Origin of the sequence: Marinilactibacillus psychrotolerans (assembly GCF_900101525.1) — a bacterium.
GTDB lineage: Bacteria > Bacillota > Bacilli > Lactobacillales > Carnobacteriaceae_A > Marinilactibacillus > Marinilactibacillus psychrotolerans.
Window position 1 is genome coordinate 68,042 of the sequence record NZ_FMZD01000005.1, and the last position, 19,188, is coordinate 87,229.

At 35.1% G+C, this 19,188-nt stretch carries 23 protein-coding genes; 2 read left to right on the forward strand and 21 right to left on the reverse strand.

Going from position 1 to position 19,188, the window contains the following annotated elements; translation table 11 throughout:
• The first annotated feature begins 144 nt into the window (after window positions 1-144).
• The gene (locus BLT22_RS03885) at window positions 145-1,044 is read left to right on the forward strand and encodes an AraC family transcriptional regulator (protein WP_256333878.1); all 900 of its coding nucleotides are present in this window, start codon (window positions 145-147) and stop codon (window positions 1,042-1,044) included.
• 187 nt (window positions 1,045-1,231) lie between these two features.
• Here BLT22_RS03885 and BLT22_RS03890 read toward each other — a convergent pair whose 3' ends face one another.
• A complete protein-coding gene (locus BLT22_RS03890; RefSeq protein WP_087057423.1) occupies window positions 1,232-1,879 on the reverse strand; it encodes a carbonic anhydrase in 648 nt (215 codons plus the stop codon).
• 393 nt (window positions 1,880-2,272) lie between these two features.
• Window positions 2,273-3,235 (reverse strand): helix-turn-helix domain-containing protein, encoded by a 963-nt coding sequence (locus tag BLT22_RS03895; protein WP_143020621.1) that lies wholly within the window; start codon window positions 3,233-3,235, stop codon window positions 2,273-2,275.
• A gap of 137 nt (window positions 3,236-3,372) precedes the next feature.
• Between BLT22_RS03895 and BLT22_RS03900 the strand changes: the two genes are divergently transcribed.
• Window positions 3,373-4,680, forward strand: a complete 1,308-nt coding sequence (locus BLT22_RS03900; protein WP_091760969.1) for an MFS transporter — start codon at window positions 3,373-3,375, stop codon at window positions 4,678-4,680.
• Window positions 4,681-5,120: 440 nt separating this feature from the next.
• On the opposite strand, the gene BLT22_RS12475 is transcribed toward BLT22_RS03900, so the two are convergent.
• From BLT22_RS12475 to secY, 19 genes are all read right to left on the reverse strand, one after another.
• Complete coding sequence (locus BLT22_RS12475; protein ID WP_256333877.1) at window positions 5,121-5,246, reverse strand: hypothetical protein; 126 nt, start codon at window positions 5,244-5,246, stop codon at window positions 5,121-5,123.
• Between the two features lie 257 nt (window positions 5,247-5,503).
• The gene (gene rpsI, locus BLT22_RS03905) at window positions 5,504-5,896 is read right to left on the reverse strand and encodes a 30S ribosomal protein S9 (protein ID WP_087058314.1); all 393 of its coding nucleotides are present in this window, start codon (window positions 5,894-5,896) and stop codon (window positions 5,504-5,506) included.
• A gap of 13 nt (window positions 5,897-5,909) precedes the next feature.
• Window positions 5,910-6,353: a 50S ribosomal protein L13 gene (gene rplM / locus BLT22_RS03910; protein WP_305367258.1), complete on the reverse strand. Its 444-nt coding sequence runs from the start codon at window positions 6,351-6,353 to the stop codon at window positions 5,910-5,912.
• 367 nt (window positions 6,354-6,720) lie between these two features.
• Entirely contained in the window at window positions 6,721-7,005 is a 285-nt protein-coding gene (locus BLT22_RS03915; RefSeq protein WP_087058327.1) for a YkvA family protein, read from the reverse strand.
• A 261-nt stretch (window positions 7,006-7,266) separates the two neighbouring features.
• Complete coding sequence (locus BLT22_RS03920) at window positions 7,267-8,172, reverse strand: mechanosensitive ion channel family protein (RefSeq protein WP_091760972.1); 906 nt, start codon at window positions 8,170-8,172, stop codon at window positions 7,267-7,269.
• Window positions 8,173-8,251: 79 nt separating this feature from the next.
• Complete coding sequence (locus tag BLT22_RS03925) at window positions 8,252-8,989, reverse strand: nucleoside/nucleotide kinase family protein (RefSeq protein WP_091760975.1); 738 nt, start codon at window positions 8,987-8,989, stop codon at window positions 8,252-8,254.
• Window positions 8,986-10,368 carry a DUF2254 domain-containing protein gene (locus tag BLT22_RS03930; RefSeq protein ID WP_091760978.1) on the reverse strand — a complete coding sequence of 461 codons (1,383 nt, stop codon included), beginning with the start codon at window positions 10,366-10,368 and terminating at the stop codon, window positions 8,986-8,988. The genes BLT22_RS03925 and BLT22_RS03930 overlap by 4 nt, the downstream gene beginning before the upstream one ends.
• Window positions 10,369-10,562: 194 nt before the next feature.
• On the reverse strand, window positions 10,563-11,312 hold the full coding sequence (gene truA, locus BLT22_RS03935; RefSeq protein ID WP_226910057.1) for a tRNA pseudouridine(38-40) synthase TruA: 750 nt from the start codon (window positions 11,310-11,312) through the stop codon (window positions 10,563-10,565).
• A 93-nt stretch (window positions 11,313-11,405) separates the two neighbouring features.
• Window positions 11,406-12,203: an energy-coupling factor transporter transmembrane component T family protein gene (locus BLT22_RS03940; protein ID WP_087058337.1), complete on the reverse strand. Its 798-nt coding sequence runs from the start codon at window positions 12,201-12,203 to the stop codon at window positions 11,406-11,408.
• On the reverse strand, window positions 12,200-13,084 hold the full coding sequence (locus tag BLT22_RS03945; protein WP_171034367.1) for an energy-coupling factor ABC transporter ATP-binding protein: 885 nt from the start codon (window positions 13,082-13,084) through the stop codon (window positions 12,200-12,202). Before BLT22_RS03945 ends, BLT22_RS03940 begins: the two co-directional genes overlap by 4 nt.
• The gene (locus tag BLT22_RS03950; RefSeq protein WP_091760981.1) at window positions 13,060-13,899 is read right to left on the reverse strand and encodes an energy-coupling factor ABC transporter ATP-binding protein; all 840 of its coding nucleotides are present in this window, start codon (window positions 13,897-13,899) and stop codon (window positions 13,060-13,062) included. Before BLT22_RS03950 ends, BLT22_RS03945 begins: the two co-directional genes overlap by 25 nt.
• Window positions 13,900-14,301: 402 nt before the next feature.
• Window positions 14,302-14,727 (reverse strand): 50S ribosomal protein L17, encoded by a 426-nt coding sequence (gene rplQ / locus BLT22_RS03955; RefSeq protein WP_091760984.1) that lies wholly within the window; start codon window positions 14,725-14,727, stop codon window positions 14,302-14,304.
• 27 nt (window positions 14,728-14,754) lie between these two features.
• Window positions 14,755-15,699, reverse strand: coding sequence for a DNA-directed RNA polymerase subunit alpha (locus tag BLT22_RS03960; RefSeq protein ID WP_091760987.1), 945 nt, complete (start codon window positions 15,697-15,699; stop codon window positions 14,755-14,757).
• 62 nt (window positions 15,700-15,761) lie between these two features.
• Complete coding sequence (gene rpsK, locus BLT22_RS03965; RefSeq protein WP_087058347.1) at window positions 15,762-16,160, reverse strand: 30S ribosomal protein S11; 399 nt, start codon at window positions 16,158-16,160, stop codon at window positions 15,762-15,764.
• Between the two features lie 29 nt (window positions 16,161-16,189).
• Window positions 16,190-16,555 carry a 30S ribosomal protein S13 gene (gene rpsM, locus BLT22_RS03970; protein ID WP_091760990.1) on the reverse strand — a complete coding sequence of 122 codons (366 nt, stop codon included), beginning with the start codon at window positions 16,553-16,555 and terminating at the stop codon, window positions 16,190-16,192.
• A gap of 21 nt (window positions 16,556-16,576) precedes the next feature.
• Window positions 16,577-16,690, reverse strand: a complete 114-nt coding sequence (rpmJ, locus tag BLT22_RS03975) for a 50S ribosomal protein L36 (protein WP_034299928.1) — start codon at window positions 16,688-16,690, stop codon at window positions 16,577-16,579.
• Between the two features lie 34 nt (window positions 16,691-16,724).
• Window positions 16,725-16,943 carry a translation initiation factor IF-1 gene (gene infA, locus BLT22_RS03980; protein WP_072693455.1) on the reverse strand — a complete coding sequence of 73 codons (219 nt, stop codon included), beginning with the start codon at window positions 16,941-16,943 and terminating at the stop codon, window positions 16,725-16,727.
• 175 nt (window positions 16,944-17,118) lie between these two features.
• Complete coding sequence (locus BLT22_RS03985) at window positions 17,119-17,763, reverse strand: adenylate kinase (protein ID WP_091760993.1); 645 nt, start codon at window positions 17,761-17,763, stop codon at window positions 17,119-17,121.
• Between the two features lie 129 nt (window positions 17,764-17,892).
• On the reverse strand, window positions 17,893-19,188 hold the full coding sequence (gene secY, locus BLT22_RS03990) for a preprotein translocase subunit SecY (protein ID WP_091760996.1): 1,296 nt from the start codon (window positions 19,186-19,188) through the stop codon (window positions 17,893-17,895).

Below are 19,188 nucleotides of genomic sequence, written 5' to 3' on the forward strand. Positions count from 1 at the left end.
GAACCTATATTGATTATATTGATATTTATGATAATATGTAATCGCTATCTTAATTGAAACACCCTGTAATATTGATATTTTTATGAAAGAAGGATAAATAAAATAGTTGATTATCTTTTTACACCCAATCCAAGCGAAAAAGATATTGATAGATCATTAAATGAAATTGCAGAACATGGACAAAGCTTATTTCCAGTTGCTGTACATTTTACTAATCATGATCAATATAGGAAAAACATGATTCATACTCATTGGCATAGAGAAATAGAAATTCTATATATATCTAGAGGAATGATGGAAGTCAAAATCGAAGGAAAGTCTTATATTGGCAAGGAAGGCGATATTTTATTTATCCCTCCCAACCAATTACACGGAGCCGTGTCTTATCATCATTCTCCTTGTGCCTTTTTTGCAATAGTATTTGATTCATTGTTTATTAAAAGTAACTTTTCAGACTTTATTCAACAATCCTATATAGACTCGATAATAGAATTTCCTTCGAAATATATAGTACATGCGACAAATGACTTACCAAATATTGCTGAGCTTAGAAATAATGTGGTACAAATCATTGATGAATTTGCATTAAAAGAACCTTTTTTTGAGTTGTCATTGAAAGCAAATCTATTGTTATTTTTAAAAAATATCTATCTTAATAAGGATAAATTGTTTCGTCATGAATACTACACGGATAACAAGAATGAAGTTAATTCATACAAATGTAAAAAAATTGTCCTCTACCTTGAAGAGCATTATAAGAATCGAATTACTTTAGAGGAAATTAGTACACACATTGGTTTTAGTAAGGAACACTTTTGTAGATTTTTTAAAAAGAACTTCAGAATGACTTTTGTGAATTATCTGAATCAAATGAGAATAAAAAAGGCTGAATATTTGCTGCTTAATACCAACCTAAAAGTAATTGATATTGCACTAGAAGCAGGGTTTGAGGATTCAAATTATTTTACAAGTATCTTTAAAAAGGAAACAAAAATGACTCCATCTGACTATAGAAAAAAGCCTAGTAACGTTACGTTGCTTTGAATTCAGATAACTAAAAAGAGAATCCCAGCAAGTAAGCGGGATTCTCTAAATGAATAATATTGTAATTTTAGGAATGGCATTCTTTGTTCGACTATAAGAGAAACAAAAATGAACCATTAAACGAACTAAATCTGTTAGGCCTAGATGACCTCCTCAATTTTGTCAGTATCTCCATTCCTAGACGTTTTTATTGATGTATGTTCTGGTACTCATCTGATTTGCAGAATGAATGAGTTGTTTCATCATAGACAAACACATCACCTGATTTGATATCATAATGCCAGCCTTCTACTTCAAGTTCTCCTTTTGCAATTAACTGCTGGATGTGAGGGTAACTTTTCAGGTTATTGAGTTGAGTAATCACATTCATTTGCTCCATCAGCCTAGCCTTAGATTCTTCATCTTTATGATAGTGACTATGTTCGACTTTTACTTTTACCTTTTCCAGTGGCTTTAAGTATTGTTGTGTATAAGGAAGTTGGGCCAGTTTCTCTTGTCCTTCAAGTGCCGCAGCACACCCTCCACAATTTGAATGTCCACAGATAATAACTTCTCTTACTTTAAGAACTTCTATCGCAAATTCAATAGCAGACACCGTTGTAAAGTCATTATGGCTGACTTCATATGCAGGGACCGTATTCGCAATGTTGCGAATCGTAAATATTTCTCCTGGATTACTGCCTATTAATCTCTCGGGATTGACTCGTGAGTCAGAACACGCAATAAACAGTGTGTGGGGATTTTGAACCTGTTCTAAGTCCTGATACAGTTGCTCATGTTTTTTATATGTTACTTCTTTAAAATTTTTTAATCCATTTTTCAATCGTAAAAGCATGTTTCTCCTCCATATTATCTAAATAGATTCTTACTATATCATATTTACATTGAATAATTCGAAGAGAAAAACCTGAGTTTCGAAAAATTTTATTTTATCCCTCTTGTAATTTTTCTCATTATTACTCTGCATCCATTCTTTCTTTATCATTGAATACTAAAATAGTAAGATCTAATAATTAGTGTTGAACTCCCTAGATATTTAAATATAATCAGTGAATTCTGCTGCTTAATAGAGATTTTTTAAAATATACTATTTCTTTGCAGCAGATTGATACAAAGGATCTTTCAAAAAATAGGTATCGTTCTTTTGCATGTAGTTTAAGATCAATATGATGGGTTAAAGATTATCGGATCGTTTATATGTTTTTTCAAGAATACTATTTAACTCCTGTTATTTTAGTATCTTAGCAACATCAAGATCTGGAAAAATTTCTTTAACTTTCCTAAGAGAATCCTCTAAATAAAAATCCATAAGCTCATTATTTTTTGGAAGAACATTACTAATTTTGGATAGTTGCTCATAATTTTTTCTGATCATATCCATTCTCCGTTCTTTTCCTGCAATAATAATCTTTATATACAAAATTCGACATCTTTGAGACAACCCCCATTGTAATTCTGGATATCTCTCAAAATATTTATCGATTTCACTAATATCTTTTTCCAATTCGTCATAATAACCCATATATACACTATTCATCAAATAATTAATCAAATTGTTAATATAATGTCTTTCCCAGTTTTCATAGTAATCACGTAATTCTTTAAAATTCTTCTTAAACCTCGCTAATAATAAAGGCCTATTTTCTTTATGGAAACAACTGCTTAAAAATGGAAACCAATCTAGTTCCCGAAAGCTCCAACTTTCAATTTCTAATAAGTAATTTTCAATATAACCCCATTCAAACTGAAATTCATTTAGAATCTGAGCTATAGGAATATTTTTCCCCATATTCTCTTCCTGATTAGTCAAATAATCAAAATGAGCTGCGTAAGCTAAAAATTTCTCTTCCTTCTTTTTGCTATTCTTAAATTCTTCATAAAAGCCCAGCACTTGGTCATGTTTTTTTGATTTAATATTTAGTCCTTCCTTATGCATCAATTGTGTTAAGTATTTATCCAAATCTTTACTAGGTTCATTTATCCTTTTTTGATGAAAAAATAAAAATTCATCCATAGAATATATACCTATATTATAAAGGACTTCTAATAATTTTTTTGTAGAAATACTAGTCGTTCCTCTTTCAAATCGAAAAGCTGTTGATCTTCCGACTACTCCACTGTATACTTCTTTAATTTGAAATCCACGCTTTTCTCTTAATTCTTTTATTGTAACTCCAAAATATTCCATCATTATCTTCCTTCTGCTTTTTTTAAAATTAACTGCTAATTATTCCTGATTATTATGTTTCACTTTTGAAACATTCTTCCTGTTCAATTTACTTAAATTTTATACTTAAATCAAGTAATCATTTATTAGGAGGAATTATCATGAATCAAGTTATAATTAAAAAATCCGCAAAACAGCTGCGGTTAACCGTTTTAAGTGGTCTTTTTGGAGATTTTGGGAGCAGTATTTTTTCATTTGGGCTAAGTTTTATGCTCCTAGATAGAACAGGCTCAGTATTCAGTTTTGCAATTTCTAACATTGTCTCTCCCATTATGGGATTAGCTTTACTACCCCTTATTGGTCCTATAGTTGATTCTTTTTCTAAAAAAAAGGTAATTATCGTTAGTCAATCCATTACTATTTTATCTCTAATTGTATATTGGATTCTTTTTCCTCAATTCAGTTCCCATTTATTCCTACCCACAGTGGTTTTAATAGTTGTGCTCCGAGGATCTGATCAGTTTACTTCTACTGCAAGACAAGCGGCTAGTATCCAACTAGTTTTACCTGATGATTTGCAAAAGCTTTCTGCTTATTCACAAATGTCTACTTCAACAGCAACTATTGTCTCGTCAATTTTCGGAGCTTTTCTATATACTTTATTACCTTTTCAATTATTCATCCTATTTGAATTAGTTACTGAAGTTTTTACTGCAATCACTACTAGTATTTTAGATTTCAGGTTTAATAAGCAAAATGATACGGAATTAATAAAAGATACTATTGAAGATGCTGAGAAAAGAAGTCTAGTTCTTTTTAAAGAAGGGGTTACTTATATTAGAAACCAAAAATACTTATTGTTTGGTATGATTGTTGCTGTAGGGATCAATTTTATTTCAGGAATTTTTAGTGTTGGGCTACCCATTTTAGTTTTGCAGGTTTTTAATTTGAGCAATTTACACTTTGGTTTTGCAGAAGCTATTAATGGATTTGGTTATGTATTCGGTGGTCTCCTTTTAAAACAAAAATTGAATATTAAAAATCCGATTTTATATTCTTGGAAATCTGCTTTAAAACTAGGTGTAATCTTAATTGGAATAGGTCTGTCTATATCTATTGGTGGTGTAGTTGGAGAAATGATACTCTACCTTTTATTATTTTTTACAGGAATTCTGTTTGTTACAATTAATGTGCCTATTACAGTATGGCTTCAAAAACAACTCCCCCCAATTCTTTTGGGACGAGTATTCAGTGTGCTAGGTACCATTGGCTTAGCTACTGCCCCAATTGGTGTCTTATTATTTGGATTCATTTTTAATTTAAATACAGATAATCTTAATCTTCTAACCATGTGGACATTTATTTTAACAGGTATAATGGTTATTCTTTTAAATTACTTATTGCTCAAAATAGCTAATTTACCTTTAAAAGAAGCAAAAATTTATTCAGTTGAAAAAAACTTGAAATAAATAGCAATAATAAATTCTATCTATATCAAAAGATTCTCAAACTAGTTAGTCTGTTCTATTACTTACAAAAAAAGAACCCAGAAATATTAAACTGGATCCTGTGAAGTGGATGCTACTCCATTCTTAGGATCCAGTTTAAACCTTACAAGGCTCTTATTTTTCCTATTACTTATTCTATAAATTTTCTCAAACATTTTAAAATGATTCAATATAGACTGCACAAGTGTCTGAAGTGAAATTCCACTTCAGATCTATTCTATTCAAAAAAATTCTCCACCTTACTAATCATCGATTTAATACTATCATTATTACCAAAAAAACTACATTATGTAATCTCCTTGTACTAACATATAGTGTAATCTACATGATTAAAGCAGTATCCCAAACAGTATCTATGCGAATATTTCAGTATATCTTATCGTTCACTGTTTTATAATTTATTATTTATGAATGACTGGAGCTTTTCTCATATACTTTTGGTCATTTTTAGGTGTGTTATTATATTCGGACTTTCCGCCACCTTGTTTTTTCTTAATAATTTCTAACATTTTCTCTTTCGGACTCACTTTTTCCACCGCCTTTGTTGACTATTCTATAAATGTTCTACAAAATCATTGACTGATAAAAGAAAAAAGCATCAGCAACATGCCAATGCTTTTCGCCTAATAGATTAATTAAATGGTACTCGATTTCTTTCAAAATCTTCGTCCCACATAGTTTTCGTAAGCACATAAATGTGCAAAACAAATTAATTGAATCAACGTGCCACTTCGTTCTGCCTTGTACGATGTACATAACTCCTGAAGTCGAACGTCCATCGCAATTAACGTTTTGAGAATTGTGGTGATTTACGCGCTTTTTTGCGACCTGGTTTTTTACGTTCAACCATACGAGGGTCACGAGTTAATAAACCAGCAGCTTTAAGTGGTCCGCGGAAATCTGGGTCTACTGTTAATAGTGCACGAGCAATCCCGTGACGAGCAGCACCAGCTTGTCCAGCGTATCCTCCACCTTGAACATTAATTCTAATGTCATAGCTGTCCACTGTATCTGTAATAGCAAGAGGTTGTCTTACGATTAGATGCAAGTGTTCAAAGTTTAAATATTCAGTAATGTCTTTACCGTTAAATGTGATGTTACCAGATCCTGGAGTCATGATTACTCGAGCTGAAGAGTTTTTACGACGACCAGTTCCGAAATATTGTACTTGAGCCAATGAATGTACCTCCTTAAATTAAGTTCGTGATGTCTAATGTTTCTGGTTGTTGAGCTTGGTTCTTGTGCTCAGGTCCAGCATATACGTGTAATTTTCTGAATTGAGTACTTCCTAAAGAATTATGTGGAAGCATTCCTTTGATAGATAATTCAATTAGTCTTTCAGGTTTTTCAGCACGAAGAGTACCAGCAGAAACTTGTTTCAATCCACCTGGGAATCCTGAGTGACGAGAATAGATCTTGTCACTAGCTTTGTTACCTGTTAATTTAATTTTTTCAGCATTGACTACGATTACGTTATCGCCAGTGTCGACGTGTGGTGTATACGTAGGTTTGTTTTTTCCGCGAAGAATAGATGCAACTACTGCTGAAAGACGTCCTAATGGGATATCTGTAGCATCAACTACATACCATTTGCGCTCAATGTTGCTTTCATTCGCCATAAAAGTTGTACGCACGATCTTGACCTCCATAAAATTTCATTTTCGATTTCAGTTATTGTGTTTTCATTCTTGCTCTAATGTAATAGTCTTGTGAATAGTCCAGAACTTTCTTGATCAGAGCTTCGTTTTGTTTGTGACATAACAAGTTTCCGGGGCTTATCATGGTGGCAAACAATACCATTTATCATAATAACTCGAATCGATAGATAAGTCAACTATATTTATCCATTTTCCAATATAAATTATATACCTTATAAAGTTGAAAATTGCAGAAAAACAGTCTATCAAGTCGCATAAAAGAAACTCACTTTGTATCATTCATATAAAAAAAAGAACTTACCACTATGGAAAGTTCTTTAGTCGTTACATAGTTATAACTACTCTAGTCGAATTTTTCAGCTTCCTTTCTAACATGATCTACTGCTAGTTCTTTATCTTTGGAGAGCAACTTTTCTGCAATAATCAGTAAAATTGGAACAATGACATCATCCGCATACCCTATTATCGGAATAAAGTCTGGTACCAAATCAATTGGGCTGACAATATAAAGAATGATTCCTAATACCATTAATTTCTTTCTTGTTTCTACTCCTGTATCAAATAGAGCGGTAATCAAAGATTTAATTTGTACCATAGGGGTTCTTTTTTGTTTTTTATTTACTTTCATCTATAACCATCCTTTTTAAGGTTACTGTAGAGACTGCGTCTTCAAAATTATATTTTGTACAATATTAGTATATATCACCTGCTTGTTCAGTAAATCAGTCTTAGGTATGAGTTATTAAGGTAAAATCAGTAATTCACCAATATACGTATAAACTTATAGAGACTCGTTTACGTTAAAAAAGAAGAGAGACATTTCTGCTCCTCTTCTTTCTTCGTTTAATATTTATAAATAGTCTTTACCTAGAAAACAAAAACTTTTAAATCAAAGTTTCTGTTTTCTCTCTTCTCTCGTTTCGTCACGAACGATTTCAAAGGTTTCTGATGCTAGCTCTATTTTGTCTGTATGTTGGTTAAATCTTTCTAAGATAGACATAAATATGCGATCTTTGACTGCTCGCCTTTCTCTGGTATCTACGATATATCTTAAGCTTAGTGTTATCCAATTATCATCAAACGAGATAAAAACTTGCGGTTTTAACGAAGCATTCTCTATACGATAACGGCGTTTCATATTATCCCAGTCTTCTTCAGCTTGCATGTTGTACGTACCAATTTCCTCTTCTGCAATTTCTAATACCAGCTTTCTAGCCAATTTTACATCTGTATCAAAGTGCAGCGGAATATGAATTTCATCCCACAGAAACTTAAAGTCTGCGGTATAATTATATACCGGTGAAGTAAAGATATAGCTGTTTGCCACTCGAACAATACGACCAGTATACTGGTCTCCATCTACCCATTCCCCTATTTCCATCAAGGTCGTGCGCAACAATCCAATATCAACCACATCACCCTTCGTTCCTCCCAACAACACTCGATCACCAGTCTTAAAGAAGTCTCCAAACATGATAGCGAACCAGCCGGCGAAACTAACGATAACTTCTCTTAATGCATAAGTTACACCCGCCCCTGCCAGACCTATAGCAGTGGTAAAACCACTTAAGTCGTTTCCAAATATATAAATAAAAGTAAGGGCTAAAATAAAATTAGTCATCCACTTCGCTATTTTTCGAGTAACATACCAGTTTTCTGACTCGTTGAACTGTTTATATAAATGATTTAAAGCAAACTTCCTGATCATTAACAGTAAAACGATAAAAATGATAAAAATGGATATGTTCGTAATTAATGGATAAGTTTCTGCATATTGATTAAACCACTCTCTCATACTCAAGCCTCCTTTAAAAAATACATAGTAACTTAATCATAACAGTTTATAGAGAGGACGTAGATGATTATGCATTCATTTATAGCTTCTTAAATTCTTGGTTCTCAGCTAGTAACAACCGAATATCTGGTTCACCAGAATGTTCTAACACTCTCAACACATTTCTCCGATCACTTTGTTCATAAAAAGCTTGAGCTTTCGTTGGAGAGAGTCCGCCCAATATTTTACGTTCTAACAATCTCGGTTTTAAACTTTTTTCTTTTGCTTCTATAAATACTGTTAAATCAGCTATATTCTTTAATTCCTTCCAACCGGGTTCATCCAATAATAGATAATTCCCTTCGATCAAAACGATCTCAGCATCCACTACTATAGTATCTTCGCTTACATCATGCAACTTACGATCATACATTGGCCATTTTGTTACCTCATCTTTGGCCAGCAGCCTGATTCTTTCTTTCAAAGTGACCAAGTCAAAGGATTCTGGGCTTCCTTTTACACTATTAAGTAACTTCTTTTTTCCACATACTTCAGTCCAGTTATTCATTAGATACTTACGCTTATAATGAAAGCCATCAATGGAAATTGACTGAAAAGAATAAGAAAGATCCTGTTCTTTATACAAAAACTCTAGTAACTGACTGAGTGTTGTTTTACCAGCCCCTGGTGGCGCAGCTAAATAAGCAACCACACGAGAACCTTTATCTTTTCTCAATAATGCCAATTGCTTTAATAAAGGAATGAAAATCTCATTCACTTCTTTTTTAGTATATTCTGCATCTACTATTAATCCGTTAACGTTAAAAGGAATTTTCACTGATCATCCTCCTCCGCACGTGCTTCCTCTTCTTCTTCAGCAGTGATTCGATCATCCACTTCGATAGAAATAATCTGATTATATCTTTTTTCAATCAACTCACGATCTAGTTGCTGCGGAAAGTTATCGATCACCGATTCATAAACATAACGACTATATTCCTTAACAATTCCAATTTTATCTCTATGCGCTGAATGAGCAATCAGAACTAATGCATCAAAAACAGCTTCCATAGCTGAGATATCTTCTTTCATATAATGAACTAGTTGTCGATACCCCACATGTAAGTGTCTGAAAAAATCATTGAAATCATATAATAGAACACCCGTTAATCGGGAAAAATCTGCTTCTTGTTCTATCTCTTCTTTTGATTTACCGACCACAACATATCTTCCTCTTAGTGCCGCGAATTTAGCTTCTAATAATGACTTATAGTGAACTGCATGGATAGCGGTATTGGGATCATTAATTCCTGGAGACATTGCTTTTAATGCTATCTCATTTAATTTATTTCTAGAATATCCAGAGTCAAAGGAAGTAGAACGCTCTGTTTCAAAAGAAACGGTTTTATTGAATGCTTCTTCGAGTTCATCTACTTCAACAACTTTTTTATTTGTGTATATTGTTGCAACTGGCTCTTTGCGAGAAACGAAATCTCCTACTTTGATATTAATTTTACAGATGGCCTGATAGTCTTCGCATAAATCCTTTAAGTCATTAAACTGGATAGAACCAATATAGGCCTCTGCATTTGTCTTCATATCATATTGATAGGTTGTACTAATTTCAGGTAATCTTTCAATTCTAGTATGCTTTCTAAAGTATCCAATTGTTTCATCATATTGTGTTTTTGTTTCATTATACATCCTACTAACCAGTTTATCTGCTTGGATATAATTTGATACTTGATATACAAATTTTGTGAAGTAAAGTGCACTTCCAACAGCATATCCCCAGGCAATAACAACTGAAAAAACACGATCATCAAATACACTTCCATCCATGAAAACTAGTGATGTCAATGAATAAATAAATCCTCCCAGAAAAATTCCAAGTGTCCGCATGGAGATTGTATTCAGTAAAAAATCTTCAACAGCACGTGGGCTAAAATTTGAAGTATATAATGTTACGATCGTTAATATAGCTGTAAAAACAAAAGTAGTTGCAGTAAACAGTGTGCCAGCTAAAGTGCTCAATACTTGCCTGGCTGTCGTTACATCAGTCAACATCCAATCCGGTAATTCCTCAAGCAGAGGCAGCGCACTTGTATCTAAGAAAATCATCAATACAGATAAAATTAAAGAAAGGGCCATACTTCGTCCAAAAACTCGCCAGATCCTCTTATCCTCCAACCTTAATCTCCATTTACTAAATAACATATTCCGATCCTCTTTTCTCTTTATGTATATTTTAGAACTACTGTTATACAAGTTACCTTTTATACATATTTCACCTTAAAAATAAGAACCCTAACCTTATTCGCCTCTTAATAGCAAACTCTTCGGTGGGTTCTTTAATCATACAGTGCTTCTTTTTTTCTGTCCATTTTTCCTTTTTATCTTCTCAGTCTCTATTACTCATCTAAAGTATGTTCGTCATAAAGAACTTCCATCATACACAACCCTTTAGGAGAAGCAGTCGGTCCAGCTGCCGTACGATCTTTTGCTTCAAGAATCCTTTTGATATCTTCCAATGGCCTTCTACCATCTGCGATTTGTAGGATAGTGCCCATAATAATTCTGATCATATTATACAAAAAACCATTACCTCGGAACGTAAAAATCCACTCTTCTGTTTTTTCATCAATCATAACAGAAGCTTCATAGATCGTTCTGGTTTTATCTTCTTTATCCGAATGAGCAGATGCAAAACTTGTGAAATCGTGCGTTCCTTCGAGAACAGCTAACGCTTTCTGAGTACGTTTTAAATCCATTTCAAATGGATGATGGTGTGCATACAAGCGAGTAAAAGGATCTTTTAGTTGATGATTATCTACTCGGTATTGATATATCTTTCCTGTGGCTAAATATTGAGAATGAAATGTTTGATCTACTATTTCAGAATTTAAAAATACAATATCTTCTGGTCCTAATGTATTCATTGCTCTCAGCATTCCTTCTGCCGGAATATATTTAGGATAATCAAAATGAATCATTTGACCTCGAGCATGAACCCCTGCATCTGTACGTCCGGCTCCTTTAATGCGAATAAAATCTCCTTTAGCCATTTTACTCAACGCTTTTTCGATTTCACCTTGAACAGTTCGCTTATTAGGCTGGATTTGAAAGCCAGAAAAAGCAGTTCCGTCATAAGCAAGTTTCATTTTATACCTTATTTTATCCAAAATCATTGCTTCCTTTATCGTCATTTTTTATATAGAAAAAGGATAAAGACTTGCATCCTTATCCTCTTCTTCTTAGGTTCTTAATAGTAATAATAGAGCGGTTAAGACACCAAAAGATACCATCGTTAATGTATCCCTAGTCTGCCAGCTCAATTGACGGTACTTAGTACGCCCTTCTCCACCTTTATAACCTCTAGCTTCCATAGCGGTAGCTAGCTCCTCTGCACGGTTAAATGAGCTTACAAACAGTGGAATTAGAAGTGGCACGACAGATTTCATCTGTTCATAGATATTTCCTTCTCCAAAATCGATTCCTCGAGCTCTTTGGGCGTTCATGATTTTCTCTGTCTCATCCATTAAAGTTGGTACAAATCTAAGTGCAATCGATAGCATTAAGGCAATTTCATGTACGGGAACTTTGATAACTGCCAACGGTCGCAGTAAGTACTCAATTGCATCTGAAAGAGACAAAGGCATGGTTGTTAGTGTCAACAATGTCGACATGAAAATAATCAGTACAAAGCGCATAAAAATAAAGCCACCATTAATTAATCCTTCTTGTGAAAGAATGATGGGACCCAATCTAAAGAAGATTGTTTCTCCACTTGTAAATAGTATCTGAAGAATTACTGTAAATAAAATCAGCCAGATAAGTGGCTTGATTCCGTTAATGAAAAAACGGATCGAAACTTTTGATAGAACAACTGCTAACCCGACAAAAAGAGCTAGAGAAAGATAAGTGATTATATTATTAGCAAAAAAGATAATAATAATAAAGAAAATGGCACTCATGAGTTTCGTTCTAGGGTCTAGCCTATGAATTAAAGAATTCCCAGGAATGTAGCGTCCGAAAATGAGTTTATCCATCATACTCGATCACCTGCTTCCTGATCTGTTACACCAAGTCTATCTTTAATTTGTTCCGCTAGTTCATCTGTTGTCAAAGGTAACGGATCAAAGGCCCATTCAAATTTCCTTTCTAGTTCTTGTGCAAAATGAACTGTTGAGGGTACTCCTAACTGCATACTAGTTAACCAGTCTGATTCTTTAAAAAGCTCTCTTGGAGAACCCTCTTTTACTACCGTTCCTTTTTCCAGTACTACCATATGATCAGCATAATTCGCCACATCATCCATTTGATGTGTTACTAACACTATCGTTAGTCCCTGCGTTTTGTATAAATTATAGAACATATCCATGATCTCTTTACGGCCTTGCGGATCAAGTCCTGCTGTTGGTTCATCCAATACCAGCACTTCCGGCTCTAAAGCTAGTACGCCAGCAATCGCCACTCGACGCATCTGCCCACCTGATAAATCAAAAGGAGAGCGATCTAAAAAGCTCTCATCTAAGCCAACTTGTGGTAGTAACGCTTTCGCTCGCTTCATTGCTTCTTCTTCACTTACACCAAAGTTTTTAGGTCCAAATGCAATATCTTTTCCAATTGTTTCTTCAAATAGTTGAGCTTCTGGAAATTGGAAGACAATCCCAATTTTTTTGCGCAACGACTTCAATCCTTTGTTGTCTGCAGTAGCTGTAACTACGCGGTCTCCAATGGTAATAGACCCTTCCGTTGGTTTCTTCAGGGCATTCAAATGTTGTAAGACCGTTGATTTCCCGCTTCCAGTATGGCCTACTAACGCTGTATAGCCACCATCCTTTATTGAAAGATTGATATCATATAAAGCACGGCTTTGGAATGGTGTCCCTTTTTGATACGTATACCCTACTTCTTCGAACCGTATGTCCATAACCATTCCACCATGCCTTCCTCTGTTAAATACTCACTTGGTACTCGTATTCCTAGTTCTTTCATTGATGATTTCAATTTCTCAGGAAATGGCAAGTCTAATCCCATCTCGATCAGTTGCTCTCCATAGGAAAAAATCTCTTCTGGAGTACCTTCTTTAACTACCTTTCCTGCACGCATAACAATAATTCGATTTGCAGCAGCTGCCTCATCAATATCATGTGTAATGGAGATAACGGATAAATTTTCTCGTTCTTTTACTTCCTTGACTGTACGCAATACTTCTTCTCGACCTTTAGGATCAAGCATACTTGTTGCTTCGTCTAAAATCATTATTTCTGGTTGCAACGCAACGATACCTGCAATGGCTACACGTTGCTTCTGTCCTCCAGATAGTCTAGCAGGTTCACGTTCAGCAAATTCCAGCATATTTACTTTTTCCAATGCATCATGCACACGCTCAACCATTTGATCTCTAGGAATACCAAGATTTTCTAAACCAAACGCAACATCATCCTGAACGGTTGAACCTACAAACTGATTATCTGGATTCTGAAAAACCATTCCGACCATTTCTCTAATAGACCAGATATTTTGCTCATTCAAATCAAATTCTCCAACCTTGACTTCTCCACTCTCAGGTTCAACAAGACCATTGATGGTTTTTGCCAACGTTGATTTCCCAGAACCATTAGGCCCGATTATAGCAATCCATTCACCTTTTTCAATAGAAAAGGAAATATTATCTAATGCATACTGATTTTCTTCATCCGTATATTTATATGATATATTATTTAATGTTATAATTTCATTCATTATTTTACCTCAATCTTTGAGTCATGATGCTTTCGCATCTCAAATTCATCATTTTAATCATTATCACCTTGACTATTATACCCTATTCCTAGGTGTCTTGACAGTCCTTAACAGTACAAGGTTACCAAAAATGACTGACCTAAACAATCTATATTTGCTATTCTTATGTATTAAGATTACAACTACAAATAGTTGTCTCTTTTCAATTAATAGTTGCTGAGAAATATGAGAAATAATTGTACGCATACAAAAAAAACACTTTAGATGATATATGGTTCTCCTAAAAGGCAAAATGCCTTTTAGGAGAAACTTGAGCTAGACACTTGGAAAAAATTCCATCATCATAACGCTCATCATACATCCAAAATTGAATTTGGTTAAATTCAATTTAAATGAATTTTATTAAGCTTCTTCTGTCTCTTCAGAGTCAGTATTAGTATCAGCTTTAACCACGAATTCTAAGACAGCCATTGGTGCGCCATCTCCTCTACGAGGTTCAGTTTTTAAAACACGAGTATATCCACCATTACGCTCTGCGAAACGAGGAGCTAAATCATCAAACAATTTTTGTAAAACTGTTTGTACTACGATTTCTTCTTCAGTTTCTGCAACAGTTGCTAATTCATTACGAACAAACGATGCTGCTTGACGACGCGCGTGCAAGTCACCACGTTTACCCAAAGTAACCATTTTATCAGTCATTTTAGAAACTTCTTTTGCACGAGTTTCTGTAGTAGTGATACGCTCGTTAATAATTAAGTCAGACGTAAGATCACGTAATAATGCTTTACGTTGTGAACTTGTACGTCCTAATTTACGATAGCCCATTAGTCGAAACCCTCCTTAACTACAAGATTATTCTTCTTCACGTAAGCCTAAATCAAGCTCACCTAATTTATATTTAACTTCTTCCAGTGATTTACGCCCTAAGTTACGAACTTTCATCATTTCTGGTTCAGTTTTATTTGTAAGTTCTTGAACAGTGTTGATTCCCGCACGCTTCAGACAGTTGTAAGAACGTACAGATAAGTCAAGCTCTTCGATAGTCATCTCAAGCATTTTTTCCATCTGAGTTTCTTCTTTTTCAACCATAATTTCAGCTTCTCGAGCTTCTTCTGTCAAGTTTACAAAGATGTTTAAATGTTCAGTCATTATTTTTGCCGCTAAACTCACGCCATCCTCAGGAGAAATTGATCCGTCAGTCCAAACGTCAAGTGTTAACTTGTCAAACTGATTTTTCTCTCCTACACGAGTATCTTCCACATGATAGTTTACACGGCTGATTGGGGTATAAATCGAATCAACCGGGAGCACACCAATTGGCATATCTTCGTGTTTGTTGTATTCGGCGCGAACGTACCCTCTGCCTTTTTGCGCTTCTATGCGAGCATGTAAATGCCCACCTTCAGAAACTGTACAAATATACAGATCAGGGTTCATTACCTCAACATCACTGTCATAGATAATGTCAGCAGCTGTTACAGTTGCTGGTCCTTCAACATCAATTTCAATCGTTTTTGTTTCATCAGAATACAACTTAAGTGCAAGTTTCTTTAAGTTCAAGATGATGGCAGTCACATCTTCTACTACCCCATCGATTGCTGTGAATTCATGTAAAACACTATCGATTTGAATATTTGTGACGGCAGCACCTGGTAAAGATGATAAAAGAATTCGACGTAGAGAGTTTCCCAATGTTGTACCATAGCCACGCTCAAGTGGTTCTACGACAAACTTACCGAATTTTCCATCCTCACTGATCTCAACTGTTTCTATTACCGGCTTTTCAATTTCGATCATCTAGTCCGTTTACCCCTTTCAAAACGTTCAGTTCACGCAATATTTTTAGTTCGATACTACTATTAAACGCGACGGCGTTTTGGAGGACGACATCCGTTGTGTGGTACCGGAGTTACGTCACGAATTGCAGTTACGTCTAGTCCTGTTGCTTGTAAAGAACGGATTGCAGCTTCACGACCAGAACCAGGTCCTTTAACAGTAACTTCAACTGATTTCATGCCATTTTCCATTGAGCCTTTAGCAGCTGCTTCAGCAGCCATTTGAGCAGCAAATGGAGTTGATTTCTTAGAACCTCTAAATCCTAATGATCCTGCAGAAGACCATGAAATAGCATTTCCATGAACGTCAGTGATCATAATGATTGTATTGTTAAATGTTGAACGGATGTGAGCCACTCCGTGTTCAATATTCTTTTTCGCTCTTTTTTTACGAGAACGTGTGGGTCTATTTGCTTTAGCCATACGTAGATTGACCTCCTAACTTTAGGTAATTATTTTTTCTTGCCAGCGATTGCCACTGCTTTTCCTTTACGAGTACGAGCATTATTTTTTGTGTTTTGACCACGAACTGGTAAACCACGACGGTGACGAATACCACGGTATGAACCGATTTCGATCAAACGTTTAATATTTTGGTTTACTTCACGACGAAGATCACCTTCAATTTTAAGTTTGTCTACCTCAGCACGAATTGCATCTAATTGATCATTAGTCAATTCACGTACGCGTGTTTCTTCAGATACACCTGCAGCTTCTAAAATACCTTTAGAAGTTGTTTTTCCAATACCATAAATATATGTTAATGAAATTACCACATGTTTATCACGTGGGATATCTACTCCTGCTACACGAGCCATTTATGAGCACCTCCTCTTTTATTAACCTTGACGTTGCTTATGTTTAGGATTCTCGCAGATAACCATTACACGGCCGTTACGACGAATCACTTTACATTTGTCACACATTTTTTTGACTGATGGTCTTACTTTCATGAACTTTCCCTCCTTGGTTTTACGGAGTCTTAAGTTATTTGAATCGATACGTAATGCGTCCACGAGTTAAATCATATGGAGACATTTCAACTGTTACTTTATCTCCAGGTAGAATACGGATATAGTTCATACGAATTTTACCCGAAACATGTGCTAGAATTTCGTGACCATTTTCAAGTTCAACTTTGAAGCTTGCATTTGGCAGAGTTTCTAGTACTTTTCCTTCAATCTCAATAACATCGTCTTTTGCCACGTTGAGTTTCCTCCTTCGATGACTCTCATTTGTACGCATGAAATTGTGAGGGCAGACTGCTCCCACATTTTCTCTATAAATATAATTATTATTTTAACCGTCATGTTAACACGACGCTCGAAATATTATACCACGCAAAGTTAAATGATGCAAGATCTTTTTGAACTTCGGTGACCTATTTTAAAATATTTCTTATATCTTCAAATACTGAGTCTGGATCTTGTTCTCCGTTGATTTCTTTTACGATTCCTGTTTCTTCATAATATGCAGCAAGCTCTTCTGTCTGTGCTTCATTTACGTCGATACGTTTTTCAACAGTTTCTGGTTTATCATCTTCACGCTGATAAAAATCATGACCGCCGCATACATCACAAGTTCCTTCCACTTTTGGGGGATTGAACAATTTATGATACGTTGCACCACAAGTGGCACAGATAAAACGGCCAGTTAGACGTTCCATTAAGATATCTTTGTTGACTTTAATATACAACACAGCATCTAATGAACGACCAGAACTGCTAAGTGCTTCTTTCAAAGCATTCGCTTGATTCAACGTACGAGGATATCCGTCCAATAAAAAACCGTTTTGAGCATCTGTCTCTGACAAACGTTCTCTTACGATTCCATTGGTTACTTCGTCAGGTACGAGATTTCCAGCATCCATATAGCTTTTAGCTTCCTTACCAAGAGGCGTTCCGTTCTTCATTGCTGCACGGAACATATCACCTGTTGATATATGTGGTATACCATAGGTTTCTGCAATACGTGTAGCTTGAGTTCCTTTACCGGCTCCTGGAAGTCCTAAAAGAAAAAGATTCATTCTGTTTCCTCCTTGACTGATCCTAACTTTCAATTTCTTAGGAAAAAAAGATCGATTTACCCAACAATGGATATTTATATCTCTGGGGCAAATCGTCTATTTTCGTACAAAGGATAAAATTCAATCACTTTATCTTTGGATAAATCCTTGATAGCTTTTCTTACTTAGCAGACCTTCAAGCTGTCTCATTGAATCTAGTGCTACCCCTACTACGATCAGCAGGCTTGTACCACCTAATGCTAGTGAGCTTGGAAGTTTCCAAAGTGCAGAAGCTATTATCGGTAAGATAGAAATGATTCCTAAATATATCGCTCCAACAGTACTCAATCGAATCAACATGTATCCTAAATATTCTTCGGTCGCTTTACCAGGACGAATGCTTGGAATATATCCGTTCTGTTTCTGCAAATTCTCAGCTGCTTTCTCAGGGTTAACCTGAATGAAAGCATAGAAGTAAGCAAATACTACAATTAGGAATAGATAAAATACTGCACCAGTTGGTTCCTGTAAGTTAAAAATGTTATTTAAAACTTTGTACCATCCAGCATTTTGATTATTTTGAGCAAAGTATCCAAGTATAATCTGCGGAGTCATTAAGAATGAACTCGCAAAGATAACTGGGATAACACCTGCTGAGTTTACTTTAAGTGGTAAAAATGCACCATCTTTAGATGCATTTGCGCGTTTTGAATATCGTACAGGTATATTTCGTTTAGCATTTTCCATATAAGTGACGAAAATGACCAAAATGATCATCGCAACGGCAATGCCGATAGCGAACAATACACTTGTGACAATTTCATCTCCTGCATTACGAATCTGAACATTATAGAATTCAACTATATCCTGAGGAAGACGTGCAATGATACCAGAAAAGATTATCAGTGAAATTCCGTTACCGAAACCATGCACTGTAATCATTTCCCCTAACCACATTACCAGCATCGTACCCGCTGTCAACATGACTGCAATCATCAGATAAGTTGTTGGTCCTGGGTTTCTTACAAGATCAAACTCAGATAATGCATTGAACCCATAAGATATTCCGATTGCCTGGAAAAATGCTAATACGATCGTTAGATAACGAGTTGCCTGATTAAGCTTCTTCCGTCCAACTTCTCCTTGTTCTGCCCATTCCTTAAACTTAGGAAGGACATCCATTTGTAGAAGTTGAATAACGATGGAAGCTGTGATATAGGGTGAAACACCAAGAGCAAATACAGAATATTTGTTTAATGCTCCCCCACCGAATGTATCTAACAGACTAAACAAACCTGTTGTTGATAATTCGTCAAGTGCTTGAGCGTTAACGCCAGGCACAGTTATATGCGTACCCAGACGAAAAACAATTAAAATTCCAAGAGTGAACATCACTCGTGTTCTGACGTCTTTTTCTTTAATAGCACCTTTAATCAGCTCGATCAT